Origin of the sequence: Mesorhizobium sp. M3A.F.Ca.ET.175.01.1.1, from assembly GCF_004791945.1 — a bacterium.
Classification (GTDB): Bacteria; Pseudomonadota; Alphaproteobacteria; order Rhizobiales; family Rhizobiaceae; genus Mesorhizobium.
This window is the reverse complement of the sequence record NZ_SRTP01000002.1, coordinates 325,575-349,162: the sequence shown is the minus strand read 5'-3', so window position 1 is coordinate 349,162 and position 23,588 is coordinate 325,575. Positions and strand designations below refer to the sequence as shown.

Below are 23,588 nucleotides of genomic sequence, written 5' to 3'. Positions count from 1 at the left end.
ATCGCGCTCTCTGTTTACAGCTAACATGTTAGTGTGCTACGGCTGCGCGCGGATTGATGTGGAGACTTACGTGGCGTCGCGCTTTGGATTATCGGTTGCCCTCACAACGCCCTTTGACGCCGCCGGGCGGATCGTCATGCCGCTCATGACCGCGCATGCCCGAGCCTGCCTGGACGCCGGCTGCAGCAGCGTGACGCTGTTCGGCACCACCGGGGAAGGCGCCTCGGTCGGCAGGGCGGAGCGGCAGATGGTCATCGACGCCATGCTTGCGGCAGGGATTGCGGCCGACCAGCTCGTCGCCGGGGTGCTGGTCGATGCGGCGGAGGATGCGGCCGAGCAGTGCCGCCAAGCCTTGCAGCTCGGCGCCCGCAACATCCTGCTCGCGCCGCCGAGCTACTTCAAGAATGTCGGCGACGCCGGGCTGTTCGGCTGGTTTGCCGCAGTGTTCGAGTCGCTCGGTCCGCTCGCCCGGGGCATGCTGCTCTACAACATCCCTTCGGTCACCACGGTGAAGCTGTCGCTGGACCTGATCGGCCGTCTGCGCAAGGCCTATCCGGGCGTGGTCGCCGGGGTCAAGGATTCCGGCGGGGACTGGGCCTACAGCGAAGCGCTGCTCAAAGCGCATGGCGATCTGATCATCCTGATCGGCGATGAACGGCATCTGGCGCCTGCGGTGCGGATCGGCGGCCAGGGAGCGATTTCCGGCATGGCCAATTTCGCCGCGGGCGAGCTTCGCGCCATGGCCGAAAACGGGACCGACGATCCCCGCGTCGAAGGCTTTGTGCTCGAGCTGCTGAAGCAGCCGGTCATTCCGGCGGTGAAGGCCATGGTGGCGCGGACCAGCGGTGATGAACGCTGGCTGACGGTGCGGCCGCCGCTGGAGCCGGTGACATTGCAGGAGCGGCAGCAATTGGGCGCTGCCTACGACAGGCTGTTCGCGACACAGGCGGCGTGATCGGCGGAGGACGCGCATCGGCATGGACGACACGAGCGAACCGGCGACCCTCAGGGAGAAGGCCTATGCCAGCTTCACGCGGCACCTGCTGGCGCGCGACCTGAAGCCCGGCCAGTTCGTGTCGCAGCGCGAGCTGGTGGCCTTCACCGGCCTGCCGCTTGGCGCCATCCGCGAGATCGTGCCGCGGCTCGAGGCCGAGGGCCTGCTGATGACGATCCCGCAGCGCGGCATGCAGATCGCGCATATCGACATCAGCCTGATCCGCGAGGCGTTCCAGTTTCGCCTGTTCATGGAGCGCGAGGCCGTCGCGCTGTTTGCCGTCAGCGCCTCGGACGCCGAGCTGGCGCGTCTCAGGCGCGAGCATGAGGACATGCTGGCCCAGGCGCTGGCGCAGACGGCGACCCCGGAAATGGAAGCCAAGGCCCAGAACATCGATTGGGCGATGCATGACACATTCATAACCGCGCTGGACAACGAGATCATCGCCAAGGCCTATCTGGTCAATTCGGTGAAGATCCGGCTCATCCACCAGGAGCGGTTTCGCATCGACGGACGCGTGGTGCCGGTGATGCGCGAGCATCTGGCCGTGATCGAGGCACTGGAAAGCCGCAATCCGCAGAAGGCGGTCGAGGCGATCAGCCAGCACATCGACAATGCGCGCCGGCTGGCGCTCCAGTTTTGAGGCAGCAGACCGCGCCGCAATGACGCGGCGCAATCGACAACGACAGCAACCGGGAGGAAGAAATGTCGACCAATTCGTTCAATCCAACCAGGAGACAGCTGCTCCAAGGAACCGCCGCGCTCGCCGCCGCGGGTCTTGCCGGTCTTCGTCCGGGCTTCGCCGCCGGCGTCGACTGGAAGCGCTTTGCGGGCACCACGCTCGACGTCAATCTGGTAAAGAGCCCGCGCAGCGACACCATCCTGAAGAATCTCGCCGAGTTCGAGGAACTGACCGGCATCAAGGTCAATGCGGAAGCGACGCCGGAGCAGCAGCAGCGTCAGAAGACGGTGATCGAGCTCAGCTCCGGCAAGCCCAGCTTCGACGTCGTGCATTTGAGCTACCATGTGCAGAAGCGGCAGTTCGAGAAGGGCGGCTGGCTGGCCGACATCTCAGGCTACCTGGCCGATCCGGCGCTCACCGATCCGGGCCTCGTCGAAAGCGACTTCGCCGAGGCCGGCATGCAGTTCGCCAAGGACGGCCAGGGCGTGCTGCGCTCGCTGCCGTTCTCGGTCGACTACTGGATCCTTTACTGGAACAAGGAGCTGTTCGACGCCAAGGGGCTGAAATATCCCGAGACCTTCGAGCAGCTGGTGACCGCCGCCGAAGCGCTGACCGACCCATCGAGCAACACCTTCGGCTTCGTCGCCCGCGGCCTCAAGAATGCCAACACGCCGGTGTGGACGTCGCTGATGCTCGGCTACGACATGACGCCGCTCGGCAGCGACGGCAAGCTGCGCACCACCTCGCCGGAGGCGGTCGAAGCCGCCAGCCTCTACCAGCGGCTGATGACCAAGGCGGCGCCTCCGGGCGTCACCGGGTTCAACTGGGCCGAGGCGCAGTCCGCCTTCCTGCAGGGCAAGATCGGCATGTGGTTCGACGGCGTCGGCTTTGCGCCGCCCATGGAAAACCCCGAGAAGTCGCGGGTGGTCGGCAAGGTCGGCTATGGTGTCGTGCCCAAGGGTCCCAAGGCGCATGCCGCGGGCACTTTCGGCGACGGTATCGGCGTGACCTCGGCCAGCACCAAGAAGGAAGCGGCCTACCTGTTCTGCCAATGGGCGGTGTCGCCGGCAATGGGCGCGCGCCTGCTGCAGGCCGGCGCCGGCGTGCCGTTCCGCAAATCGGTGCTCGAGGATCCCAAGGTGCGCGAGGGCGTCACCATGCCGCCGAGCTGGCTGGATGCCGTGGTCGGCTCCGGCAACATCAGCCGGCTGGCGCTGCCGGTCATCATCCCGGTCACCGAGTTCCGCGACATCTACGGCGTGGCGCTGACCAACATGATCGCCGGCGCCGATCCGGCCGAAGAGCTGAAGAAGGCGACCGAGCAGTTCCAGCCGGTTCTCGACAGGAGCGAGCAAGGCTGATGTCCGCCATCGCCCCAGAACGCGCAGGGGTGACGACGCAAGCCGTCGACGGGAGCCAGCCGGTGCGGCTGGCTCCCAACTACTGGCCTTTCGTCCTTCCGGCGCTCGTCGTCGTCAGCGCGGTGATCGTCTTTCCCTGGGCATTCACGCTGTGGATGAGCGTCAACAGCTGGACCCTCGGCCAGTCGCGCAGCTTTGCCGGCATGGAGAATTATCTGCGCCTGGCGAGTGACCCGCGCTTCTGGGAGTCGCTCTGGCACACCTTGACCTACACCTTCCTGTCGGTGGCGGCACCAATGCTCTTCGGCACGGTGGCCGCTTTGATCTTCGATGCCAAGTTCCCGCTGCGGGGCCTGATGCGCGGTATCTTCGTGATGCCGATGATGGCCACTCCGGTTGCCGTGGCGCTGGTCTGGACGATGATGTTCCACCCGCAGCTCGGTGTGCTCAACTATCTCCTGTCGCTGGTCGGCATTCCGGCGCAGGAATGGATATTCAACGCCAACTCGGTCATCCCTTCGCTGGTCGCGGTCGAGACCTGGCAATGGACGCCGCTGGTGATGCTGATCGTGCTGGGCGGGCTGGCGTCGGTGCCGCGCGAGCCGTTCGAGAGCGCCGAGATCGACGGCGCCAACGCGTGGCAGCAGTTCCGCTATCTGACCTTGCCGATGATCGCGCCCTTCCTGATGATCGCGGTGATCATCCGCACCATCGATGCGCTGAAGAGCTTCGACATCATCTACGCGATGACCCAGGGCGGGCCCGGCACGGCGTCGGAGACCATCAACATCTACCTCTACAACACCGCCTTTTCCTATTACGACATGGGCTACGGCTCGGCCATGGCCGTCGTCTTCTTCATCGTCATCGTGGCGCTGTCCTTCATCCTGCTGATGCTGCGCCAGCGCTCGCAATGGATCGACGTGGAGGGCAAATAGATGAGTTCGCGGCTTCTCAACCAGCTGAGCCTGTTCTTCGCGGCGCTGGTGCTGGTCTCGCCGGCAATCCTGTTCTTCCTCTGGATGATCTCGCTGTCGCTGAAGTTCGAGATCGACAACGGCGCCTATCCGCCGATCCTGATCCCCGAGCGCTTCGCCTGGTCGAACTATGCGAAGGTTTTCGAGGAGAACAATTTCCTGCTCTACATGTGGAATTCGGTTCTGGTCACCGGCACGGCCACGCTTCTGGCGCTGCTGATCGGCGTGCCGGCCGGCTACGGCATCGCCAGGCTGAAGGCGGAACGCTCGGCGATCGTCATCATGATCGCCCGCATGACGCCGGGGCTCTCCTACCTCATCCCGCTATTCCTCCTGTTCCAGTGGCTGGGCATCCTCGGCACGCTGTGGCCGCAGATCATCATCCATCTGGTGGTGACGGTGCCGATCGTGGTCTGGGTGATGATCGGCTATTTCGAGACGACGCCGATGGAGCTGGAAGAGGCGGCCAACATCGACGGCGCCAGCTCCTGGCAGGTGTTCCGGCTGGTGGCGCTGCCGATCGCCAAGCCTGGCATCGTCGTCGCCTTCATCCTGTCGATCATCTTCTCGTGGAACAATTTCGTCTTTGGCGTGGTGCTCGCCAGCCGCGAGACCAGGACCCTGCCGGTCGCGGTCTACAACATGTTGTCCTACGAGCAGGTGAGTTGGGGACCGCTCGCCGCGGCAGCATTGGTGGTGACGCTGCCGGTGCTGGTTCTGACCATGTTCGCGCAACGGCAGATCGTCGCCGGGCTTACCGCCGGCGCGGTCAAGGGCGGCTGAGCGCCTGATCCGCCCTCACTCTTTTTCGGAGACACGCAATGGCATCGGTAACGATCAACAACGTGCAGAAGGCCTTCGGGAGCGCCAAGATCATCCACGACGTCAGCGTCGACATCGCCGATGGCGAGTTCGTCATCCTCGTCGGACCGTCGGGCTGCGGGAAGTCGACGCTGCTGCGCATGATCGCGGGGCTCGAAACGATCTCGGCCGGCAAGATCGCGATCGGCGAGCGCACCGTGAACAACCTCAGGGCACGGGACCGCAACATCGCCATGGTGTTCCAGAACTATGCGCTCTATCCGCATATGACAGTGGCCGACAACATGGGCTTCGCGCTGAAGATCAAGAAGGCCGATCCGGCCGACACGGCGGGCCGGGTCAAGCGGGCGGCAAGCATTCTCGGCCTCGAGAAACTGCTCGATCGCTATCCACGCCAGCTTTCCGGCGGCCAGCGCCAGCGCGTCGCCATGGGCCGCGCCATCGTGCGCGACCCGCAGGTGTTCCTGTTCGACGAGCCGCTCTCCAATCTCGACGCCAAATTGCGCGTGCAGATGCGCGGCGAGATCAAGGCGCTGCACCAGCGGCTCGGCACCACCACCATCTACGTCACGCACGACCAGATCGAGGCCATGACCATGGCCGACAAGATCGTCGTGCTCCATGACGGCCTCGTCGAGCAGATCGGCGCGCCGCTCGATCTCTATGACCGTCCGGCCAATCTGTTCGTCGCCGGCTTCATCGGCTCGCCCTCCATGAACTTCATCCACGGCCATATCGAGGAAGGCATCTTCCGCAGCGCCGGCGGGCTGACGCTGCCGCTGCCGGACGGCATCCAGCCGAGCGAGGCCGCGGGAAGGGAACTGGTCTACGGCATCCGCCCCGAGCATATCCGGGCGACCGGCCAGGGGCTTTCCGGCACCGTCACGCTGATGGAGGCGACCGGATCGGAAATCTTCGCCACGGTCGACTGCGGCGGGGAGGTGATCTCCTGCCTCTTCCGCGAGCGGCTGGCGCTGAAGCAAGGCGAGGACGTGCGCATCGAGGTCGACCGCGCTTGCGCCCACCTGTTCGACGCCAAGACCGGCCGGCGCATCTGAGCGCGCAGCGGCCGGGCTGCGCCGGAGGTTGCGAAAATGGTGATCCCGACAGGAATCGAACCTGTGACCTACAGATTAGGAATCTGCCGCTCTATCCTACTGAGCTACGGGACCACGCGCCCGACACATAACCGCTTCGGACCGCTTCGCCAAGAGCGTACTGAAGGCTGCCGGTCGCGCGCAAGGCCGGATGGCTGACCGCTTTGCCATGCCTGGCGTGCGACCCCGTCCAACCGCACATGCTCCAGTTCGGCTATTGGCGCAGTATGGAAGCCAGCAAAGTCGCGCGAGCGGTCTCAAGGTGGTTGCGACATGCCTCGCGCGCCCTGCCGATCTCGCGGCTTTCCAGGCCGGCAATGTAGGCAAGATGTTCCGCTGCCGCGACGAGGTTTCGCTCCCTCTCATCGTGCTTGTTCCACTGATAGTGGTAGTGAAAGATCACCGACATGACGCCTTGAATATTGGTGAAGAAGCGGTTCGGGGCAACGCTGTTGACCAGGCGATGGAAGCGATAGTCAAGGTCCGGAAAATCGCCATGCCGTTGACGCAGGAGCAGTTCGGAATGCTCCTGCTTGAGCGCCGCCAAGGCCGGCCAGGCAGCATGATCCTTGGGCAGGGCCACGAAGCGATCGACGGCGCCGAACTCCATGAACTCGCGCATGTCGAAAAGCTCGGTGACGAAATCGACGGTCAGCCCGAGCACCCGCCAGCGGCCATTTCTCTGACGCTCCAGCAAACCGAAATGACTGAACCTGTTGAGGCATTCCCGGATCGCCGATGTCGAGGCGCCGAACTGGCGGGCCAGTTCAAGGCCGTTGATGATTTGTCCGGGCCTGCATTCGGGGCCCACCATCCAGGCCATGAATTTGCGTTCGACCATATCCGCAAGCGGCTCGAGATCGAGGCCGACGAGATAATCGTTTGGGTTCGGCAGCCTCAGCAATATTTTTGAGCGCCCCTGGACTGCAACCATGTCGCGGCCGGCGAGCTCAGCCAGTATGGCCCGCAACGTCGTCCGGCTGACACCCAGGTCGGCCGCCACGGCCACTTCCGAAGGGAGCGTCCGGCCGACCTCATGGCGCGCAAGAAGATCGAGGCATTGGTTATAGGTGCGCTTGTAGAGTGTATTGGTCTTCAAGGTCCGCCTCCGCGACACGCTCGCCGCGATGTTTTTTTCAATGGCTTTTTTATAAAAAAAACAGATTGCGCGCAAGTGAATATGTGTTTTATGTAAAAAGAACAGTCTGCTGCCTAGCGGGAGGAGCTTGATGCAAGCAGGAGGACAGCGCCTAGGCGCGACACCACATCCAAGCACTATGCCCGGCTCCGACCCGGCAACGGGGCTTGTGATGCAGTTCGGCACAAGCCGCTTCCTTCAAGCGCATGCCGATCTCTTTCTCCACGAGGCGCGTGAAGCGGGGCAGGCCGTGCCACCTATCGTGGTGGTGCAGACGACTGGCGCCGCAGAGCGCGAGGCGAGACTTGCCGGCCTGTCCGCTCCCGCGGGTTTTCCGGTGATCGTGCGGGGTCTCGAAGGCGGCAACCCGATCGAGCGACGTATTTCCTGCAAAAGTGTGACCCGAGGACTTTCCGCCGGTCGCGACTGGGCAACGGTCACGGAGCTCTTCCTCCAAGCGCGTTTCGTCATCTCCAACACGGCCGATGCGGGATATGCGGTCGCTGCCGGGGAGGGCGCCGAAGGGCTCGACGGCAAGGCGCCGCTGGCTTCTTTTCCAGGCAAGCTTGCGCAACTGCTCTATGCCCGCTGGCATGCCGGCGGCGCGCCGCTCACCTGTCTTCCATGCGAACTTGTCAGCCGGAACGGGCAGGTCCTGAAGAAGCTTGTGCGCGGTATCGCCGTGGCGGCGGGCGCTCCAGCGGACTTCCTGTCCTGGCTCGACGCGCAGGTGCTGTTCGCCAATACGCTGGTCGACCGCATCGTGTCCGAGCCGATCGAGCCGGCGGGAGCCGTCGCCGAGCCCTATGCCCTTTGGGCGATCGAGAAGGCGCCGGGACTGGCTTTACCCTGCGAACATCCGAGCATCGTTTTGGTGGACGATCTCGAGCCGTATGAGCGGCTGAAGCTTCATATCCTCAATCTTGGACACACATTCCTGGCCGAAGCCTGGCGGAATGAAGGACGGGCCGAGCAAGAAACAGTCAAGAGCATGCTTGCCGATCCGGGCGTGCGCGCCCAACTCGACAGGCTCTATGAGAATGAAGTGGTGCCGGGTTTTGCCGCGCGCGGCATGGAATTGGAGGCCCGGGGGTATGTGCAGACCACCATGGATCGCTTCCTCAATCCCTATCTGAACCACCGCGTCGCCGACATCGCCGGCGACCATGCACTCAAGGTGAGGCGGCGCATCGCCGGATTCATCGAATGGGCAGGCACATCCGCGCCCATCCTCGAATCCATCGTGGCGCGGCACGGGGTGGCGGCATGAGCTATATCTTCGATTTCTCAGCGCTGCTGCCCTATTGGCCCGAGTTTCTGCGCGGGGTCTGGCTGACGCTCAAGCTATCCGCGCTGGCGACGGTGATCGGCTTCGCCGTCGGCACGCTCTGCGCCATAGCCCGGGCCGACGGCCCGCCTTGGCTGCGATTGCTCGTCTCCTTCTATGTCGAGCTGATACGCAACACGCCGCTGCTCATACAGGTTTTCCTGGTCTATTTCGGATTTGCTTCGCTGGGCTTGAAAGTTACGGCAAATACCGCAGCCGTCGCGGCGCTGGTGGTGAATGTCGGCGCATATACCTGCGAGATCGTGCGGGCGGGGCTTCAGTCGATACACAAATCGCAGCTCGAGGCTGCTGAATGCCTCGGATTGACGCGAGGGCAGACTTATTGGCACGTGATTATCCGGCCGGCCATCGAGCGTGTCTATCCTGCTTTGACAAGTCAGTACGTGTTGCTGATGCTGGCGTCATCAATCACGTCGCAAATTTCCGCCGAAGAGCTGACAGCGGTGGCAAATCGCATCCAGTCGGATACGTTCCGCTCCTTCGAAACGTACATCGTGACCGGCGTGCTCTACATCATTCTATCTTTCATCGTGCGTTTTGCATTTTCCGTTTTTGGTCTCGTGGTCTTCCCGCGGCGACGCAAACTCGGCACGGCCATCTGAAAGCTGAGGTACGCGCATGTCACTCAGTCTCACCCAATTTCAGTTCATAGCGATCGGCGCTCTGTGGACGCTCGGCCTTTCCGCCATCGCCTTTGTCGGAGGCTCCCTCATTGGCTTCCTGCTGGCGCTGGCGCGAATCGGGCCGAACAAGTCGCTGCGCGTGGCGGCCAGCGCCTATATCCAGCTCGTGCAGGGAACTCCGCTGCTCGTCACCATTTTCGTGCTCTACTTCGGCTTGGCCATTGCAGGTTTCGACAGCCTGCCCTCCATCGTGGCAGCCGGCTCCGGCCTCGTCATCTACTCCTCGGCCTTCCTGGCGGAGATATGGAGAGGCTGCCTGCAGTCGGTTCCCAAAACACAGTGGGAAGCCGCCGAGTGCCTGGCGCTCAGCCGCTGGCAGCGCATGAGCCGGGTGATCCTGCCGCAGGCGCTGCGGATCGCGACGCCGCCGACGGTCGGGTTCCTCGTTCAGATCGTCAAGAACACGTCGCTCGCGTCGGTCGTTGGCTTCGTCGAACTCGCCCAGGCCGGCAAGCTGATCAACAACTCGCTCTTCGAGCCCTTCAAAGTCTTCGCGATCGTCGCCTGTTTCTATTTCGCGATCTGCTACCCGCTGTCCGTCTGGAGCCGCAGCCTGGAAAGGAACCTCAATGCCGGCCGTCGTTAGCCTTACCAACGTCCATAAGAGCTTCGGTTCGGTGGAGGTGCTGAAAGGTGTCACCTTCGAGGTCGGCGCCGGCGAGGTTGTCGCCGTGATCGGCGCCTCCGGGTCGGGGAAGTCGACGGCGCTCCGCTGCATCAACGCGCTGGAAACGGTGAGCAGTGGCGAAATCCTCGTCTGCGGCCATCGGGTGGACGACGCCAAGCTCGACAGGCGCGCGCTGCGCCGCGATGTCGGCATCGTGTTCCAGAGCTACAATCTGTTCCCGCACCTCACGGTCGCACAGAACATCATGCTGGCGCCGACCTGCGTGAAGAACATCGGCAAAGGCGAGGCGCGGGCGCTGGCCAAGAGCGTGCTTGCCCGTGTCGGCCTGGCCGAAAAAGCCGAAAACTATCCGGAGCAGCTTTCCGGCGGGCAGCAGCAGCGTGTCGCCATCGCGCGGTCGCTCGCCATGCAGCCGAAGCTCATGCTCTTCGATGAGGTCACGTCCGCGCTTGACCCGCAGCTTACCGGCGAAGTGTTGCGCGTGATGGAGGATCTGGCCCGTGGCGGCATGAGCATGATCCTGGTCACGCATGAAATGCCCTTTGCCCGCAAGGTCGCCAACAAGGTCATCTTCATGCACCAGGGAAAGGTTTGGGAGACGGGTCCAGGCGCGATGCTCGACAGGCCACAGACGCGCGAACTGCAGGACTTTTTAAGCAACGGCCTTTGACACCGACAGATCAACGCAATTCAAGGAGGAATACAACGTGAAATTCATCAACAGCATCGTCACGCGCGCGACGTTCCTCGCGCTGTTCATCGCCACGCCGATCGCGGCGGTGGCCGGCACGCTCGAAGACATCAAGGCGCGCGGCACGCTGCGCGCGGCAATCGACCTCGCCTCGCCACCGTTCGGCATGCAGGACGCAAGCATGCAGCCGACCGGCTCGGAAGTGGAAACCGCCAAGCTGCTTGCCGACTCCCTGGGTGTGAAGCTGCAGATCGTCGAGGTGACCAGCCCCAACCGCATTCCCTTCCTGCAGACGAGCAAGGCCGACATCGTGGTCGCCTCGCTGTCGGTTACGGACGAACGCAAGAAGGTCATCGATTTCGCCGATCCCCATGGCGTCATCAAGATCATCGTTGCCGCGCCGGCAAGTATGGCGATCAAAAGCCTGGACGATCTGAAGGGCAAGGATGTCGCCACGACGCGCGGGACTTCCAACGACAAGGAAGCCACGACCCAGGCGAAGGACGCCAACATCGTTCGCTACGATGACGATGCGACCCTCGTCACGGCTTTGGTGTCGGGCCAGAACGACATCATGATCTCGGCTCCGCAGATCTTGAATGCCGTCAATCAGCGCCGCACAAACGATCCGCTGGAAACCAAGCTTGTTCTCAAGGTCAATCCTTACGCCATCGGCCTTCGCAAGGGCGACGATGAGCTAAAGACAACGATCAACGAATGGGTTCACGCGAACCTCAAGAACGGCAAGCTGAACGAGATCTACAAGAAGTACAACAATCTCGACCTTCCGAGCGACATGCTGAAATAAGCTTTCGCGATCGTGGTATCTGGAGCAGGATGCAATTGACTTGGCATCCTGCTCTTTTTTGACCTTGAATTAGCGGGATTCTGCTACATTGAAAGCGCGTCGCAGGCGGCGCGGCGAGTCCCTGTCCCCAATGACACGGGCGTATCAGCCCGGGTTTCGGACATCGATCACGGCCTTGATCAGGCCGGACTTCTGATGTGCCCAGAGCGCGATGTCGCGGGGGCTGTCGGCCAGGCTGGTGCGGTGCGTGACGAGGCGGTCAATCGGTATCCTGCCGCCTTGGATCGAGGCGACCACGTGCTGGAAATCAGCGTTGGTGGCGTTGCGGCTACCGATCAACATCATCTCGCGCTTGTGGAACTCGGGATCCGAGAAGGTTATGTCACCCTGCACGACGCTGACCAGGACCAGCACGCCGCCATGCGCGACGTAGGCGAAAGCCGATTGCATCGAACGGCTGTTTCCGGTCGCGTCGTAAACGACATCGAAACCCGCGCCGCTGGTCCGTTCGGATATTTTCTCGAGCACGCCTTCGGATCCGTCGAGCACCTGGAGACCAAGCTTGCCTTGCGTGAAGGTCAGTCGCTCGGCGCTGAGATCCATGACGGTCACATCCTGTTCGGCAATCCTTGCAAACAGCGCGGTGGCCAAGCCGATCGGGCCGGCGCCGACGACCAGCGCGCGGCTGCCCGGCTTTGCCATCGACCTGCGCACGGCATGTGCGCCGACGGCTAGAAACTCGACAGTCGCCGCCTCGACGAGCGACAAGCCGCCGGCTGGAAGCAGATTTTGCACAGGCACAATGATCTGCTCGCACATCGCCCCGTCACGGTGCACGCCAAGCACCTGGATCGCCACGCAGCAGTTCGGCTTGCCTTGCCGACAGGCGACGCATTTCCCACAGGACAGGTACGGGTTGATGATCACGTCCTGGCCAGCCGCGACCTCCGCCTCGCCATTGAGCGCGACCACCGTGCCCGAGACTTCGTGCCCCATGACACGGGGATAGGCCAAGAAGGGGTGCTTACCCTCGAATATGTGGTAGTCGGTGCCGCAAACCCCGACGTGAGCAACGTCGATAAGAGCCCAACCTTCGGGAATGGCACCCGGTGCCGGCTGGTCACCGAACTCCAGTTGTCCCGGTGCGATACAACGGACAGTCTTGATCATGGCAGCGAACCTAGCGCGAAAAGATTTGGAGTTGCGCAGAAGACCGACCGAATAGCGCTAGCAGTCGTTCAAACACACGTTCTCTCCCGCGACAGAAACCGAAGTCTCGTCGCCTTGAAGGTTTCTAAAGCGCGTCCGCTCAAGTGAATTCCGGCTGCGCGCCTTAAGTCCTTGTTTTGATGCTGTCCTTGCCCCAGAACCGCTAACCCGGTTCTGGGCGACATGTTGCTTTTCTTCGCGTAAAAGACAACCCGGAAGCTATAAGTGTCAAGCTGTTTTTTATGCATAAAAATCAGATAAAAAGACACTTCGCCGAGTGAGCAGGGCGGACAGGAAGGACAACCCTCCGCCACGCATGATACCCGTTCAGCCGACGCGTTCTCAAAGCGCGTCGCGATCTTTCAGGTTCGCTCCATGCGCTTCAGGTCTTTGATTCTAGGCATGTCTTTGTCTTGAACCCGGTTCCCCTCGGGAAACATGCTTTAAGCCGCCAGCGCCGTCTCGGCCAGTTTGACCCAATAGCTCATGCCGTGGGGGATGACCTCGTCGTTGAAGTCGTAGGCAGGATGGTGGAGACCGGCGGTGTCGCCGTTGCCGATGAAGATGAAGGCGCCGGGACGTGCTTCCAGCATGTAGGAAAAATCCTCGCCGCCCATCACCGGCTGCATGGCGCGGTGGACATGCGCGTCGCCGGCGATGTCGGCGGCAACGTCGCTGGCGAAAACCGTCTCCTCCGGATGATTGAAGGTGACCGGATAATTGGGGTCGTAGTCGACCTCGATCGTCGCGCCGAAGGCGGCGGCGAGGCCGGCGCAGATGGCACGCATGCGCTCTTCCGCCCGCTTGGCGACTTCCTTCTTCAGCGTGCGAACGGTGCCGGCGATCTCGGCGCTCTCGGGGATGACGTTGTAGGCGTCGCCGGCGTGGAACTTCGTAACCGAGACCACCACCGACTCGACCGGGTCGGTGGTGCGCGAGGCGATGGTCTGCAGAGCCCCGACCAGCTGGCTGGCGATGACGATCGGGTCGATCGTGCTGTGCGGCATAGCGGCGTGACCGCCGCGGCCCTTGACGGTGATGGTGAACTCGGCCGTCGCCGCCATGATCGGGCCGGGCTTGATGGCGAACTGGCCCACTGGGAGGCCCGGCATGTTGTGCATGCCGAACACCTTTGCGATGCCGAATCGCTCCATCATGCCGTCCTTGACCATCTCGTTGCCGCCGCCGCCGCCTTCCTCGGCCGGCTGGAAGATCACCGCCACGGTGCCGGCGAAATTGCGCGTCTCGGCAAGGTATTTGGCGGCACCCAGCAGCATGGCGGTGTGGCCGTCATGGCCGCAGGCATGCATCTTGCCGGGCACCGTCGAGGCCCAGGGCTTGCCGCTGATCTCGTCGATCGGCAGCGCGTCCATGTCGGCGCGCAGCCCGATGGTCGTGCCGCTGCCCTTGCGGCCGTGGATGATGCCGACCACGCCGGTCTTGCCGAGGCCCGTCACCACTTCGTCGCAGCCGAAGGCCTCGAGCTTGTCGGTGACGAAGCCGGCGGTCTGGAAAACGTCGAAGTTCAATTCCGGCGTCTGATGCAGCTGTCGCCGCCACCCGGCGACCTCTTCCTGCATTTCCGCGGCACGGTTCAGAATTGGCATGATCAGTCCGTTTCCTTGTTGGAGCAGTCGGTTCAGATCCGCCGCTCAGCAATCGCGATTGTCGGGCGCTTTGCCATTTTGGCGTCACATAGGGTAAATAGCACCGCAACGATGCGGGTCGAGATCGAGGGCCGAACCGCATTATGCTGGCTATGCGTAACCAAATCTTACGGACCCAGCAGCGATTACGGCAAGAGGCGATTTCGGATTTGATCATGCGGCAAAGGCATTTCCTCAACCTGTTGCTTGCGGGCGCGCTGGCGCTGCCGATGCTTTCAGGCGCGGCGCGCGCCAATCCGGTGGTGCTGTTCGATCTCAAGAGCGGCCAGGTGCTGGAGCATCAGGATGCCTTCAAGCGCTGGTATCCCGCCTCGCTCAGCAAGCTGATGACGGCCTATGTCACCTTTCGTGCGATCGCCGCCGGTGAAGTGGCGCTCGATTCGCCGATCAAGATGACCAAGCATTCCGCCGGCGAACCGCCGAGCAAGATGGGCTTCAAGCCCGGCTCGGTTATGCGGCTGGACAATGCGCTGAAGATGATGCTGGTCAAGTCGGCCAACGATATCGCCATGGCTGTCGGCGAGAATATCGGCGGGTCACAGGCCGCCTTCGCCGACAGGATGAACGCCGAGGCGGCGCGGCTCGGCATGACCGGCACGCACTTCGTCAATCCGAACGGGCTCTATTCGCCGGACCAGTACACGACGGCGCGCGATCTCGCGCTGCTGGTCACCGCGATCCGCACCGATTTTCCGCAATACGCGCCGTGGTTCTCGATCGAGGGGCTTGCCGTCGGCAAGAAGGCGCTGCCGAACTACAATCTCTTGATCGGTCGCTATCCCGGCGCCGACGGTATGAAGACCGGCTTCGTCTGCTCGTCTGGATTCAACATGATCGGTTCGGCGACGCGCAACGGCCGCACGCTGGTGGCCGTGGTGCTGGGCGAGAGATCGGCCGTCAGCCGTGCCGAGGCCGCGGCGAGGCTGCTCGACCAGGGTTTCGGCATGCCGGCCGCCGGCTCGACGACGCTGGCCGGTTTGCAGCCCTATGGGGACACGCTGTCGCCGACCGACATGAACGACGAGATCTGCAAGAGGAAGCCGAAGCACGAGCAGTCCGAGGCAGCGCCTGCCGTTGCCGCCAAGGGCAAGCAGAAATCGCCCTATCAGGTAAGGCTCGACCACCCGACGCTGATCGCGGTCGGCCTCGGGGGCGCGACCGGACCCGCGCCCAAGGCTTTCGTCGACCAGACCGACGAGAACTATGCCGATGTTCCGGTGCCGACCTGGCGGCCCGACATGGAGGTGCCGGCCGGCGCCGAGCCCGCCGCGACCGGAACAGCCGCTGCCGCCGCCCAGGGCGACCAATCGGCCAAGCCCGCGAACTAGGTCCATGGCTGGTTTTCCGATCCCCGTCTCGGTGCTCACCGGCTTTCTCGGCGCCGGCAAGACGACGCTGCTCAACCGGCTGCTCAAGGACCCGGCCCTGACCGATACGGCGGTCATTATCAACGAGTTCGGCGAGGTGGCGATCGATCATCTGCTGGTCGAGCAGGCGACAGACGGCATCATCCAACTGTCCGACGGCTGCCTCTGCTGTACGGTGCGCGGCGATCTGGTCGACACGCTGGCCGATCTCGTCGACCGGCTGCAGACCGGCCGCATCGCCAGGCTTGCCCGCGTCGTCGTCGAAACCACCGGCCTTGCCGATCCAGCCCCGGTGCTGCAGTCGATCATGGCGCATCCGGCGCTTGTGCAGGCCTTCCGCCTCGACGGCGTCATCACTCTGGTCGACGCCGTCAACGGCACTGCCACGCTCGACGCGCATGTCGAAGCGGTGAAGCAGGCTGCGGTTGCCGACCGCATCGTGCTGGCCAAGACAGACCTGGCAGACGCGGCCGGTGTCGAGGCGTTGCGGGCGAGGCTGAGGCAGATCAATCCGGGCGCTGTGCTGCTCGACGTGGCCGAGACCGCGGCGTCCTCGCTGTTCGATTGTGGCGTCTACGATCCCGAAACCAAGTCCGCCGATGTGCGGCGCTGGCTCGGCGAAGAGGCCGTGCACGATCACGGCCATCATCATGATGACCATGATCATCACGATCACGATCACGACCATCACCATCATCGGCACGACGAGCGCGTGCGCTCACATTCGCTGGTGCATGATGGCCCGGTGCCGTTCTCGGCGATCGAGATGTTCCTGGATCTCCTGCGCTCGACGCATGGCGAAAAGCTGCTTCGTATGAAGGGCGTCATCGAGCTCCAGGAAGATCCCTCACGGCCGCTGGTCATTCACGGGGTGCAGAAGATCCTGCATCCGCCGGCACGGCTGCCGGCTTGGCCGGAAGGCCAGCGCGGCACAAGGCTGGTGTTGATCACGATCGACATGCCGCAGGATTACGTCCAGCGGCTGTTTTCCGCCCTCACCAACAAGCCATCGATCGACACGCCGGACCGGGCGGCACTCGAAGCCAATCCGCTGGCGATCGCCGGGTTGTAACCTGGAACAAGGGCGGCTCAGGCCGCGGCGCCGCGCTCGACCAGGAAGCGATGGCCGCCGGAGACCGCGGCCGACTCGATCAATTGGTGCCCGGCGTCGGCGCAGAATGCCGGAATGTCGATTACAGCCAGCGGATCGGTGGTTTCCAGCCACACCCGGCTGCCCGGCCGCATTGCGGCCAGGCGTTTGCGGGCTTTCAACACCGGCAGCGGGCAGTTCAGGCCCTTGAGGTCGTAAATGGAGTGCCTGGCCACTTTTTGTTCCGGCATGTCGTTGTCCAAAGCCACCTTATGTTTGGCAACATGCATCACCGATCTCAGCCGCCGAACAGGCCGACCAGCTTCTTCTTCAGCTTCGACACGGTGCCCTCGTCGGCACTTGCCGACTGCGTCTCGGCTGCCGGCCCGGCGGGCTGGGTGACGCCAGCAGTCTCAACCGGTTGCTGGGCAGCTTGCTTGGCGGCTTCCTTTTCGGCCAAAGCCTGGGCCCGGGCCGCTTCCTTGGCGGCCTTGGCCGCCTCGATGGCCGCCAGGCGCTGCTCCTCGGCCTTGCGCTTGGCCTCCTTCTCCGCGTCGATTGCCGCCATCTTGCGACCGAGCGGGGAATCGATACGGCCCATACGCGTCACTTCGGTCACCGAGCCGTCGGCGTTCATCGACGGCGGCTCGATCGGCACGCGTTCGCCGCGGGCACGGCGCTTAGACCAGTCGGAAACGAGGCTGGCTTCCTTGATGCCAGCAATGGTCGGCTTGGGCGCAGGCGTGCTCGACTTGACCGCGGAGCTGTATGCAGCGTCGTAGCGTTTCTCGTAATCGGCATAGGCCGACTTCAGTGAATCCGGCTGCGTCGTTGCCGGGCAGGGGCCGGTCGGGTTGAACGTCGTGCCTTCGGGCGCCACCTGGTTGAAGACGTAGCGCTTCTCGCAGACGTCAACCTTTGGCGGCACCTTGGTGATCTCGAAATTGTCGTAGCCGACCTTCAGCATCTTCCAGAAGTCGTAGTTCGGGTCGTTGCGGTAGCGCGCCATGTTGGCGGCGGTCATGCGGAACGGGAAGGCCTGGATCTGGAACTCGGTCTGGCCGCCCTGGAAGGCGTCGCGGCCGAAAGCGTAGATCTGCTCGATCTGGGCGTCGGTCATCGAATAACAGCCGGACGACGAGCAGGCGCCGTGCACCATAAGATTGGCGCCGGTACGGCCGTTGGCGCGGTCATAGGCGTTCGGAAAGCCGATGTTGAAGGACAGGTGGTAGTTCGAGCGCGGATTCATCTGCGAGGGCCGGACGGTATAGAAGCCTTCCGGCGCCTGGCGATCGCCCTCGGTGTATTTGGGGCCGAGCTTGCCCGACCATTTGCAGATGTCGTAGGTGGCGACGAGATCGTAGCGGCCGTTGGTCTTGGCCTTCCAGATTTCCAGCTTGCCTTCTTCCTTGAAGATGCGCGCCATCACGGAGGAGGTACGCACCATGCCCTTGGCCTTCATGTCGGCGAGGATCTTGTCCGGCAGCGGCTTGTTGGCCTCCGGCGCAAAATCCTTCATCGACGAATCATTGCAGCCGGCAACGCCGATAGCGGCGATCAGGACTCCGGTGCGGGCAAGCTTGGCGAACATGGGTACGGCTATGTCTTTTCTCTCGGGCCAAAGGCTTCGGCAGCGCCGAGCCCGCACGCTGAACATTGACGGACCGTAGGCCCGTTAACCTTGAAAATTCCTTACCGCAAGCCTTGGCCAACCCCTCACGGTGATTTCATTGAACTGAAAGCGGCGGCATTTTTGTGGCAGAATCATGCGCAATCACCACTTTGCCGCGTGGCTGCCAATGCATGTCGCCCCCAAGCGGAACCGTCTCTGGGGCAACGACCTGCAGCAAAACGACCGACCTGGGAAGCGCGTCGCCCGACAGTGTTTGGTTTTACGCAATTCCGGACGGAAAACCGCTATGCACTTTTCCTGGGATGGCTTTAAAGGCTGCGACCCATTGCGAGATATTTCTCGCGGCGCTGCTCGCGGAAATCGGTGTTGGCGCCGGCAAAATCCTTCATCGTCTTGGCAATGAGATCGCCGGTGGCCGCAATCACCGTCTCAGGGGCACGCTGTGCTCCGCCGATCGGCTCGGCAACGATGCCGTCGATGATCTTCATGTCGAGAAGATCCTGGGCGGTGATCTTCATGTTGGTCGCAGCGTCCCTGGAGCGGGTGGTGTCGCGCCAAAGGATCGAGGCCGCGCCCTCCGGCGAAATCACCGAATAAATGGCATGTTCAAGCATGTAGACGCGGTTGGCGGTGGCGATGGCGATGGCGCCGCCGGAGCCGCCTTCGCCGATGACGACAGAGATCGAGGGCACCTTGAGCGCCAGGCAGGCAGAGGTCGAGCGCGCAATCGCTTCGGCCTGGCCGCGTTCCTCGGCGCCCACGCCGGGATAGGCGCCTGCGGTGTCGACCAGCGTCAGCAGCGGAATGTTGAAGCGATCGGCAAGCTCCATCAGCCGCACCGCCTTGCGATAGCCTTCGGGCCGGACAGAGCCGAAATTATGCTTGATGCGGCTTGCCGTGTCCGAGCCCTTCTCCTGGCCGATGACCGCCACCGGTTCGCCGCGGAAACGGGCGAAACCGCCGACGATCGCCTGATCGTCGCCGAAATTGCGGTCGCCGGCCAAGGGCGTGAAATCGCTGAACAGGCCCTTGATGTAGTCGACGCAGTGCGGCCGGTCCGGATGGCGCGCCACCTGCACCTTCTGCCAGGGGGTCAGCGCCTTGTAGAGGTCGCGCAGCGCATCGCGGGAGCGCTTCTCCAGCCTGCTGATCTCGTCAGCGACATCGACTGCCTCGCCGTTCTCCGCGAGCTTCTTGAGCTCGAGGATCTTGAGCTCCAGATCCTGCACCGGCTTTTCGAAATCGAGGTAATTGTACATGCTTGGGCGGACCGATCCGTCGGAAGGCAATGGCTGGCGGAACCCTGGAAATGCTGGCTCCGGGCGGAGGAACGTCGTCCTCACATAACGATATGAGGCCTAGTCGGCAAGCGGATGATGATCGTTGACCAGCCGCACCAGCCGCTCCTCCAGCACATGAGTGTAGATCTGCGTCGTCGAGATGTCGGAATGGCCGAGCAACTGCTGCACGGCCCGTAGATCGGCGCCGTTCTGCAGCAGATGGCTGGCGAAGGCATGTCGCAGCACATGCGGCGAGATCTTGGCGGAGGCGATGCCGGCTCTGGCAGCCAGCCCCTTGAGGTCGCGGGCAAAGACCTGCCGGGAAAGATGCCCGCTGTCGGAGGCGGCCGGAAACAGATAGGCGCTGTCGGCAAAAGCCGGCATCTCTGCCCTGGCGGCAAGCCACGCACGCATCGCGTCGCGCGCCTTGGCCGACAGCGGCACCATGCGCTCCTTGTCGCCCTTGCCGCGAACCATGAAGAAGCGATCGTCGCGCAGCGCCACCGTCACCGGAAGGCCGACCAGCTCCGAAACGCGCAGACCCGTTGCATAAAGCACCTCGACCAGCGCCTGCAGGCGCAGCGCCGCCAGCCTGTCGCCGTCCGGGGCGGGGCCGCGCGCCTCCTCAGCCGCGCGGTCGAGTAGGCGCCCGGTTTCGGCCTGGGTCATGGTCTTCGGCAGCGGCCGGCCCTTTCTCGGGCTGTCCAGCGTGCCGGTCGGATCGTCGCCGCGCAGGCCCTCGGCATAAAGGAATTTGAAGAACTGGCGGATCGCCGACAGCTTGCGCGCCTGCGAGGTCGGCGCGAAGCCGCGCGCTGCAATGCCGTCGAGATAGGCGCGGATGTCGGCTGCTCCCGCTCCAGCCAGCCCGCCGCCGATCGCTTCGGAGGCATCCTCCAAGTCGCGGCGATAGGAGGAAAGCGTATTTTCGGCCGCCCCCCGCTCGGCGCTCATCATCTCGAGGAAGGCTTCGATGCGGGCCGCGCTGTTCATCTGGGCGGGGGCAATTTTGGTCAGTTCTTCTTGGGATTGAGCTTTTCGGCCGGAATGCGCACGCTCATTTCCGCCTTCTTCGGCTCCACGAACATCGCCAGCGCGAACATCGCGCCGTAGACGATGCCTGCAAGAACCGCGAGCGTCACGACGAAGCGAAACAATGTCGGCATTCAGTTTTCGCCTGTCTTCTTGTTCTGCGATTCCAAGCCTGTGCCCTTATGGGACGCCAGTCCGGCCAATTCAAGGACCAAGGACCACCCGCCGTCGAAGCTATGCTGGAAAACCTCACGATGGCGCGCCCGAAGCGCCGCGCTTGACGCAAACAGGCTTTTGATGTCGATACGGCCCAAAGGGGTCTCGCATGAACGCGCCGCCAGCAAATCCGCCGGACGAAGGCCAAGCCGCACTGCTCGAACAACTGGGCAGCCGCTCGATCGTCTTCGTCGGACTGATGGGCGCCGGCAAGACGGCGATCGGCCGCAAGGTGGCGGCTATGCTCAGCCTGCCGTTCATCGACAGCGACCAGGAGATCGAAACCGTTTCGCGCATGAGCGTGCCGGAACTCTTCGAGCGCTATGGCGAGCCGGAGTTCCGCGCGCTGGAGCAGCGGGTTATCCTGCGTCTGCTGGAACACGGGCCGCAGGTGCTGTCGACCGGTGGCGGCGCCTTCATGAACGCGCAGACGCGCGAGGCCATCGCGGTCCATGGTGTGTCGGTGTGGCTGAAGGCCGACCTCGACCTCTTGATGGAGCGGGTCTCGAAGAAGCAGAACCGGCCGTTGCTGAAGAACCCCGATCCGCGCGGCGTGCTTGAGCGGCTTATGGGCGAGCGCTACCCGGTCTATGCGACTGCCGACATCACGGTTCCGACCCGCGACGACCGCAAGGAGGTCATTGCCGGCGAGGTGGTGTCGGCGCTTTGCGGGCATCTCGGCGTTGCTGTGATTGCGACCAGCGATGGGGTGCATTCGTGAACAAGACCGCACCGGTGAAGGTCGAGGTCGGGCTCGGCGACCGCGCCTATGACATATTGATCGGCCCCGGCCTGCTATCCGATGCCGGAACCGAAATCGCGAGGCGCCTTCCCGGCACCCGCGCGGCCATCATCACCGACGAGAATGTCGCCGCCGCGCATCTGGAAGCGCTCAAGGCCGGCTTGGAAAAGGGCAGCATCCAGGCCGCCGTCATCACGCTGCCAGCCGGCGAGAAAACCAAGAGTTTTGCCCATCTTGAAGACGTGGTCGACGGCGTTCTCGCCGCAAAGCTCGAACGCCGCGACGTGGTCATCGCGCTCGGCGGCGGCGTTATCGGCGATCTTGCCGGCTTCGCCGCCGGGATCGTGCGGCGCGGCATGAATTTCGTGCAGATACCGACTTCGCTTCTGGCACAGGTCGATTCCTCGGTCGGCGGCAAGACGGGCATCAACAGTGCGCGCGGCAAGAACCTGGTCGGCGTCTTCAACCAGCCGAAGCTGGTGCTGGCCGATACCGGCGTGCTCGACACGCTGCCGATCCGCGAATTCCGCGCCGGATATGCCGAGCTTGCCAAATACGGGCTCATCGACCGCCCCGTCTTCTTCGCCTGGCTGGAGGATAACTGGGAAAAAGTGTTCGCCGGCGGCCCGGAGCGGACCGAAGCCATCGCGGAAGCCTGCCGCGCCAAGGCCGATGTCGTTGCCCGCGACGAGTTCGAGACTGGCGACCGCGCACTGCTCAACCTCGGCCACACATTCGGCCATGCGCTCGAAGCTGCAACCAACTATGACAGCACCCGCCTCGTTCATGGCGAGGGCGTCGCGATCGGCATGGCGCTTGCGCATCGTTTTTCGGCGCGCCTCAATCTGGCGAGCCCGGACGACGCGGCCCGCGTCGAGGCGCATCTTCGCGCGGTAGGCCTGCCTTGGCGGATGGCCGACATCCCCGGCGGGTTGCCGGACGCCGAGACGCTGCTCGGTTTCATCACCCAGGACAAGAAGGTGTCGCGCGGGGCGCTCACCTTCATCCTGACGCGCGGTGTCGGCGAGGCCTTCATTGCCAGGGACGTTCCGCCTTCGGAAGTGCTGTCCTTCCTCAAGGCGAGCCATCCCGAGTGGCTCAAGATGAGCCATTCCAGATGATCGAGACCGGCTGGATAGCCGCAGCCGTCCTCGCCGCTGTCGTGCTGCTGGCGCTTGCCTTGCGCACGCGCCTGCTTGCCGCCTTCGGTTACATGCTGAAGCCGATCGAGGCGCAGCGTCCAGAAAACGACGGGGCGAAAGAGAACGAGGAGGAATCCCGTCGCGACGGGCAAGCGGGCCACCAGCACCGCAACCGTTTGGGCGACCTCTTCGAGCTCGAGGAGCTCGAAGTCTCGGACGTCATGGTCCACCGCACCAATATGCGTTCGGTCAATGCCGACAATGCGCCGGAAGCGGTGGTGCGCGAGATCCTGCAGAGCCCGCACACCCGCATGCCGCTGTGGAAGGGCTCGCTCGACAACATCGTGGGCGTGCTGCATGCCAAGGATCTGCTGAGGGCACTCAATGAGGTCGGCAACGACTTCTCCCAAATCGACGTGATGAAGATCGCGTCGAAGCCGTGGTTCGTGCCGGACACCACCACCTTGCAGGACCAGCTCAATGCCTTCCTGCGCCGCAAGGCGCATTTCGCCGTCGTCGTCGACGAATATGGCGAGGTCGAAGGGCTGGTGACGCTGGAAGACATCATCGAGGAGATCGTCGGCGAGATCGCCGACGAGCACGATGTCGACATGCAGGGCGTCAAGCAGGAGGCGGACGGCTCGGTGGTCGTCGACGGCACGGTGCCGATCCGCGACCTCAACCGGGCGCTCGACTGGAACCTGCCGGATGAGGAAGCCACGACCATCGCGGGCCTGGTCATCCACGAGACGCAGTCGATCCCCGAAGAGAAGCAGGCGTTCACCTTTCACGGCAAGCGTTTCGTCGTGATGAAACGCGACAAGAATCGCATCGCCAGGCTGCGGATCCGGCCTGCCGGGGATGCCTAGGATCTGTCCCGAGCCTGACTGTGATCCGCTCGCAGCTTCGGTCCTCAGAATTGCCAATCCGTAACTGGACGCGCGAAGTGCCGGCATGCACACTCTGGCAAAACGGTCGGAG

General features: G+C 63.4%; 24 protein-coding genes and 1 tRNA gene. 16 read left to right on the top strand and 9 right to left on the bottom strand.

The features are described 5' to 3' along the window. Nucleotides 1–70 precede the first annotated feature (70 nt). The 6 genes from EN818_RS06305 to ugpC all read left to right on the top strand — a co-directional run bounded on the left by EN818_RS06305 (nucleotide 71) and on the right by ugpC (nucleotide 5,894). Nucleotides 71–955 (top strand): dihydrodipicolinate synthase family protein, encoded by an 885-nt coding sequence (locus EN818_RS06305; RefSeq protein WP_095804558.1) that lies wholly within the window; start codon nucleotides 71–73, stop codon nucleotides 953–955. 22 nt (nucleotides 956–977) lie between these two features. After that, complete coding sequence (locus tag EN818_RS06300) at nucleotides 978–1,637, top strand: GntR family transcriptional regulator (RefSeq protein ID WP_095804557.1); 660 nt, start codon at nucleotides 978–980, stop codon at nucleotides 1,635–1,637. Nucleotides 1,638–1,699: 62 nt separating this feature from the next. Then, nucleotides 1,700–3,037 carry an extracellular solute-binding protein gene (locus tag EN818_RS06295; protein ID WP_095804556.1) on the top strand — a complete coding sequence of 446 codons (1,338 nt, stop codon included), beginning with the start codon at nucleotides 1,700–1,702 and terminating at the stop codon, nucleotides 3,035–3,037. Next, the gene (locus EN818_RS06290; RefSeq protein ID WP_095804555.1) at nucleotides 3,037–3,975 is read left to right on the top strand and encodes a sugar ABC transporter permease; all 939 of its coding nucleotides are present in this window, start codon (nucleotides 3,037–3,039) and stop codon (nucleotides 3,973–3,975) included. Before EN818_RS06295 ends, EN818_RS06290 begins: the two co-directional genes overlap by 1 nt. Beyond that, entirely contained in the window at nucleotides 3,976–4,797 is an 822-nt protein-coding gene (locus EN818_RS06285) for a carbohydrate ABC transporter permease (protein ID WP_095804554.1), read from the top strand. Between the two features lie 38 nt (nucleotides 4,798–4,835). Continuing rightward, nucleotides 4,836–5,894 carry a sn-glycerol-3-phosphate ABC transporter ATP-binding protein UgpC gene (gene ugpC, locus EN818_RS06280; RefSeq protein WP_095804553.1) on the top strand — a complete coding sequence of 353 codons (1,059 nt, stop codon included), beginning with the start codon at nucleotides 4,836–4,838 and terminating at the stop codon, nucleotides 5,892–5,894. A gap of 37 nt (nucleotides 5,895–5,931) precedes the next feature. Here ugpC and EN818_RS06275 read toward each other — a convergent pair. Together EN818_RS06275 and EN818_RS06270 are read right to left on the bottom strand one after the other, a co-directional pair. Then, a tRNA-Arg gene (locus EN818_RS06275) sits at nucleotides 5,932–6,008 on the bottom strand. A 139-nt stretch (nucleotides 6,009–6,147) separates the two neighbouring features. Then, entirely contained in the window at nucleotides 6,148–7,257 is a 1,110-nt protein-coding gene (locus EN818_RS06270; RefSeq protein ID WP_095804552.1) for a GntR family transcriptional regulator, read from the bottom strand. Between EN818_RS06270 and EN818_RS06265 the strand changes: the two genes are divergently transcribed. The 5 genes from EN818_RS06265 to EN818_RS06245 are packed head-to-tail and all read left to right on the top strand — an operon-like array spanning nucleotide 7,244 to nucleotide 11,229. Next, nucleotides 7,244–8,341, top strand: coding sequence for a mannitol dehydrogenase family protein (locus EN818_RS06265; protein WP_245420278.1), 1,098 nt, complete (start codon nucleotides 7,244–7,246; stop codon nucleotides 8,339–8,341). The two genes, EN818_RS06270 and EN818_RS06265, sit on opposite strands and share 14 nt — an antisense overlap. Further along, nucleotides 8,338–9,021, top strand: coding sequence for an amino acid ABC transporter permease (locus EN818_RS06260; RefSeq protein WP_095804550.1), 684 nt, complete (start codon nucleotides 8,338–8,340; stop codon nucleotides 9,019–9,021). The genes EN818_RS06265 and EN818_RS06260 overlap by 4 nt, the downstream gene beginning before the upstream one ends. 16 nt (nucleotides 9,022–9,037) lie before the next feature. Beyond that, nucleotides 9,038–9,688 (top strand): amino acid ABC transporter permease, encoded by a 651-nt coding sequence (locus tag EN818_RS06255; RefSeq protein ID WP_095804549.1) that lies wholly within the window; start codon nucleotides 9,038–9,040, stop codon nucleotides 9,686–9,688. Further along, complete coding sequence (locus EN818_RS06250) at nucleotides 9,672–10,400, top strand: amino acid ABC transporter ATP-binding protein (RefSeq protein WP_095804548.1); 729 nt, start codon at nucleotides 9,672–9,674, stop codon at nucleotides 10,398–10,400. Before EN818_RS06255 ends, EN818_RS06250 begins: the two co-directional genes overlap by 17 nt. A gap of 37 nt (nucleotides 10,401–10,437) precedes the next feature. After that, nucleotides 10,438–11,229, top strand: a complete 792-nt coding sequence (locus EN818_RS06245; protein ID WP_095804547.1) for a transporter substrate-binding domain-containing protein — start codon at nucleotides 10,438–10,440, stop codon at nucleotides 11,227–11,229. A gap of 144 nt (nucleotides 11,230–11,373) precedes the next feature. On the opposite strand, the gene EN818_RS06240 is transcribed toward EN818_RS06245, so the two are convergent. Both EN818_RS06240 and EN818_RS06235 read right to left on the bottom strand, forming a co-directional pair. Next, on the bottom strand, nucleotides 11,374–12,396 hold the full coding sequence (locus EN818_RS06240) for a zinc-binding alcohol dehydrogenase family protein (RefSeq protein WP_095804930.1): 1,023 nt from the start codon (nucleotides 12,394–12,396) through the stop codon (nucleotides 11,374–11,376). A gap of 485 nt (nucleotides 12,397–12,881) precedes the next feature. Continuing rightward, nucleotides 12,882–14,045 carry a M20 aminoacylase family protein gene (locus EN818_RS06235; RefSeq protein ID WP_095804546.1) on the bottom strand — a complete coding sequence of 388 codons (1,164 nt, stop codon included), beginning with the start codon at nucleotides 14,043–14,045 and terminating at the stop codon, nucleotides 12,882–12,884. A 215-nt stretch (nucleotides 14,046–14,260) separates the two neighbouring features. Here EN818_RS06235 and EN818_RS06230 point away from each other — a divergent pair, with 215 nt between their 5' ends. Together EN818_RS06230 and EN818_RS06225 are read left to right on the top strand one after the other, a co-directional pair. After that, nucleotides 14,261–15,433, top strand: coding sequence for a D-alanyl-D-alanine carboxypeptidase family protein (locus EN818_RS06230; RefSeq protein WP_095804545.1), 1,173 nt, complete (start codon nucleotides 14,261–14,263; stop codon nucleotides 15,431–15,433). A 4-nt stretch (nucleotides 15,434–15,437) separates the two neighbouring features. Beyond that, nucleotides 15,438–16,544: a GTP-binding protein gene (locus tag EN818_RS06225; protein ID WP_095804544.1), complete on the top strand. Its 1,107-nt coding sequence runs from the start codon at nucleotides 15,438–15,440 to the stop codon at nucleotides 16,542–16,544. A gap of 17 nt (nucleotides 16,545–16,561) precedes the next feature. Here EN818_RS06225 and EN818_RS06220 read toward each other — a convergent pair whose 3' ends face one another. From EN818_RS06220 to EN818_RS06200, 5 genes are all read right to left on the bottom strand, one after another. Further along, on the bottom strand, nucleotides 16,562–16,813 hold the full coding sequence (locus EN818_RS06220; protein WP_095804929.1) for a sulfurtransferase TusA family protein: 252 nt from the start codon (nucleotides 16,811–16,813) through the stop codon (nucleotides 16,562–16,564). A gap of 47 nt (nucleotides 16,814–16,860) precedes the next feature. Then, nucleotides 16,861–18,153, bottom strand: a complete 1,293-nt coding sequence (locus EN818_RS06215) for a murein L,D-transpeptidase family protein (RefSeq protein WP_095804543.1) — start codon at nucleotides 18,151–18,153, stop codon at nucleotides 16,861–16,863. 350 nt (nucleotides 18,154–18,503) lie between these two features. Further along, nucleotides 18,504–19,454, bottom strand: a complete 951-nt coding sequence (locus EN818_RS06210; protein ID WP_095804542.1) for an acetyl-CoA carboxylase carboxyltransferase subunit alpha — start codon at nucleotides 19,452–19,454, stop codon at nucleotides 18,504–18,506. A 99-nt stretch (nucleotides 19,455–19,553) separates the two neighbouring features. Beyond that, nucleotides 19,554–20,468 carry a site-specific tyrosine recombinase XerD gene (locus tag EN818_RS06205; protein WP_095804541.1) on the bottom strand — a complete coding sequence of 305 codons (915 nt, stop codon included), beginning with the start codon at nucleotides 20,466–20,468 and terminating at the stop codon, nucleotides 19,554–19,556. 20 nt (nucleotides 20,469–20,488) lie between these two features. Next, on the bottom strand, nucleotides 20,489–20,641 hold the full coding sequence (locus tag EN818_RS06200; RefSeq protein ID WP_095804540.1) for a histidine kinase: 153 nt from the start codon (nucleotides 20,639–20,641) through the stop codon (nucleotides 20,489–20,491). Nucleotides 20,642–20,832: 191 nt separating this feature from the next. Here EN818_RS06200 and EN818_RS06195 point away from each other — a divergent pair, with 191 nt between their 5' ends. The 3 genes from EN818_RS06195 to EN818_RS06185 are packed head-to-tail and all read left to right on the top strand — an operon-like array spanning nucleotide 20,833 to nucleotide 23,476. Further along, nucleotides 20,833–21,444: a shikimate kinase gene (locus tag EN818_RS06195; protein WP_095804538.1), complete on the top strand. Its 612-nt coding sequence runs from the start codon at nucleotides 20,833–20,835 to the stop codon at nucleotides 21,442–21,444. Beyond that, the gene (gene aroB / locus EN818_RS06190; protein ID WP_095804537.1) at nucleotides 21,441–22,586 is read left to right on the top strand and encodes a 3-dehydroquinate synthase; all 1,146 of its coding nucleotides are present in this window, start codon (nucleotides 21,441–21,443) and stop codon (nucleotides 22,584–22,586) included. The genes EN818_RS06195 and aroB overlap by 4 nt, the downstream gene beginning before the upstream one ends. Continuing rightward, a complete protein-coding gene (locus EN818_RS06185) occupies nucleotides 22,583–23,476 on the top strand; it encodes a transporter associated domain-containing protein (RefSeq protein ID WP_095804536.1) in 894 nt (297 codons plus the stop codon). The genes aroB and EN818_RS06185 overlap by 4 nt, the downstream gene beginning before the upstream one ends. Nucleotides 23,477–23,588: the final 112 nt, after the last annotated feature.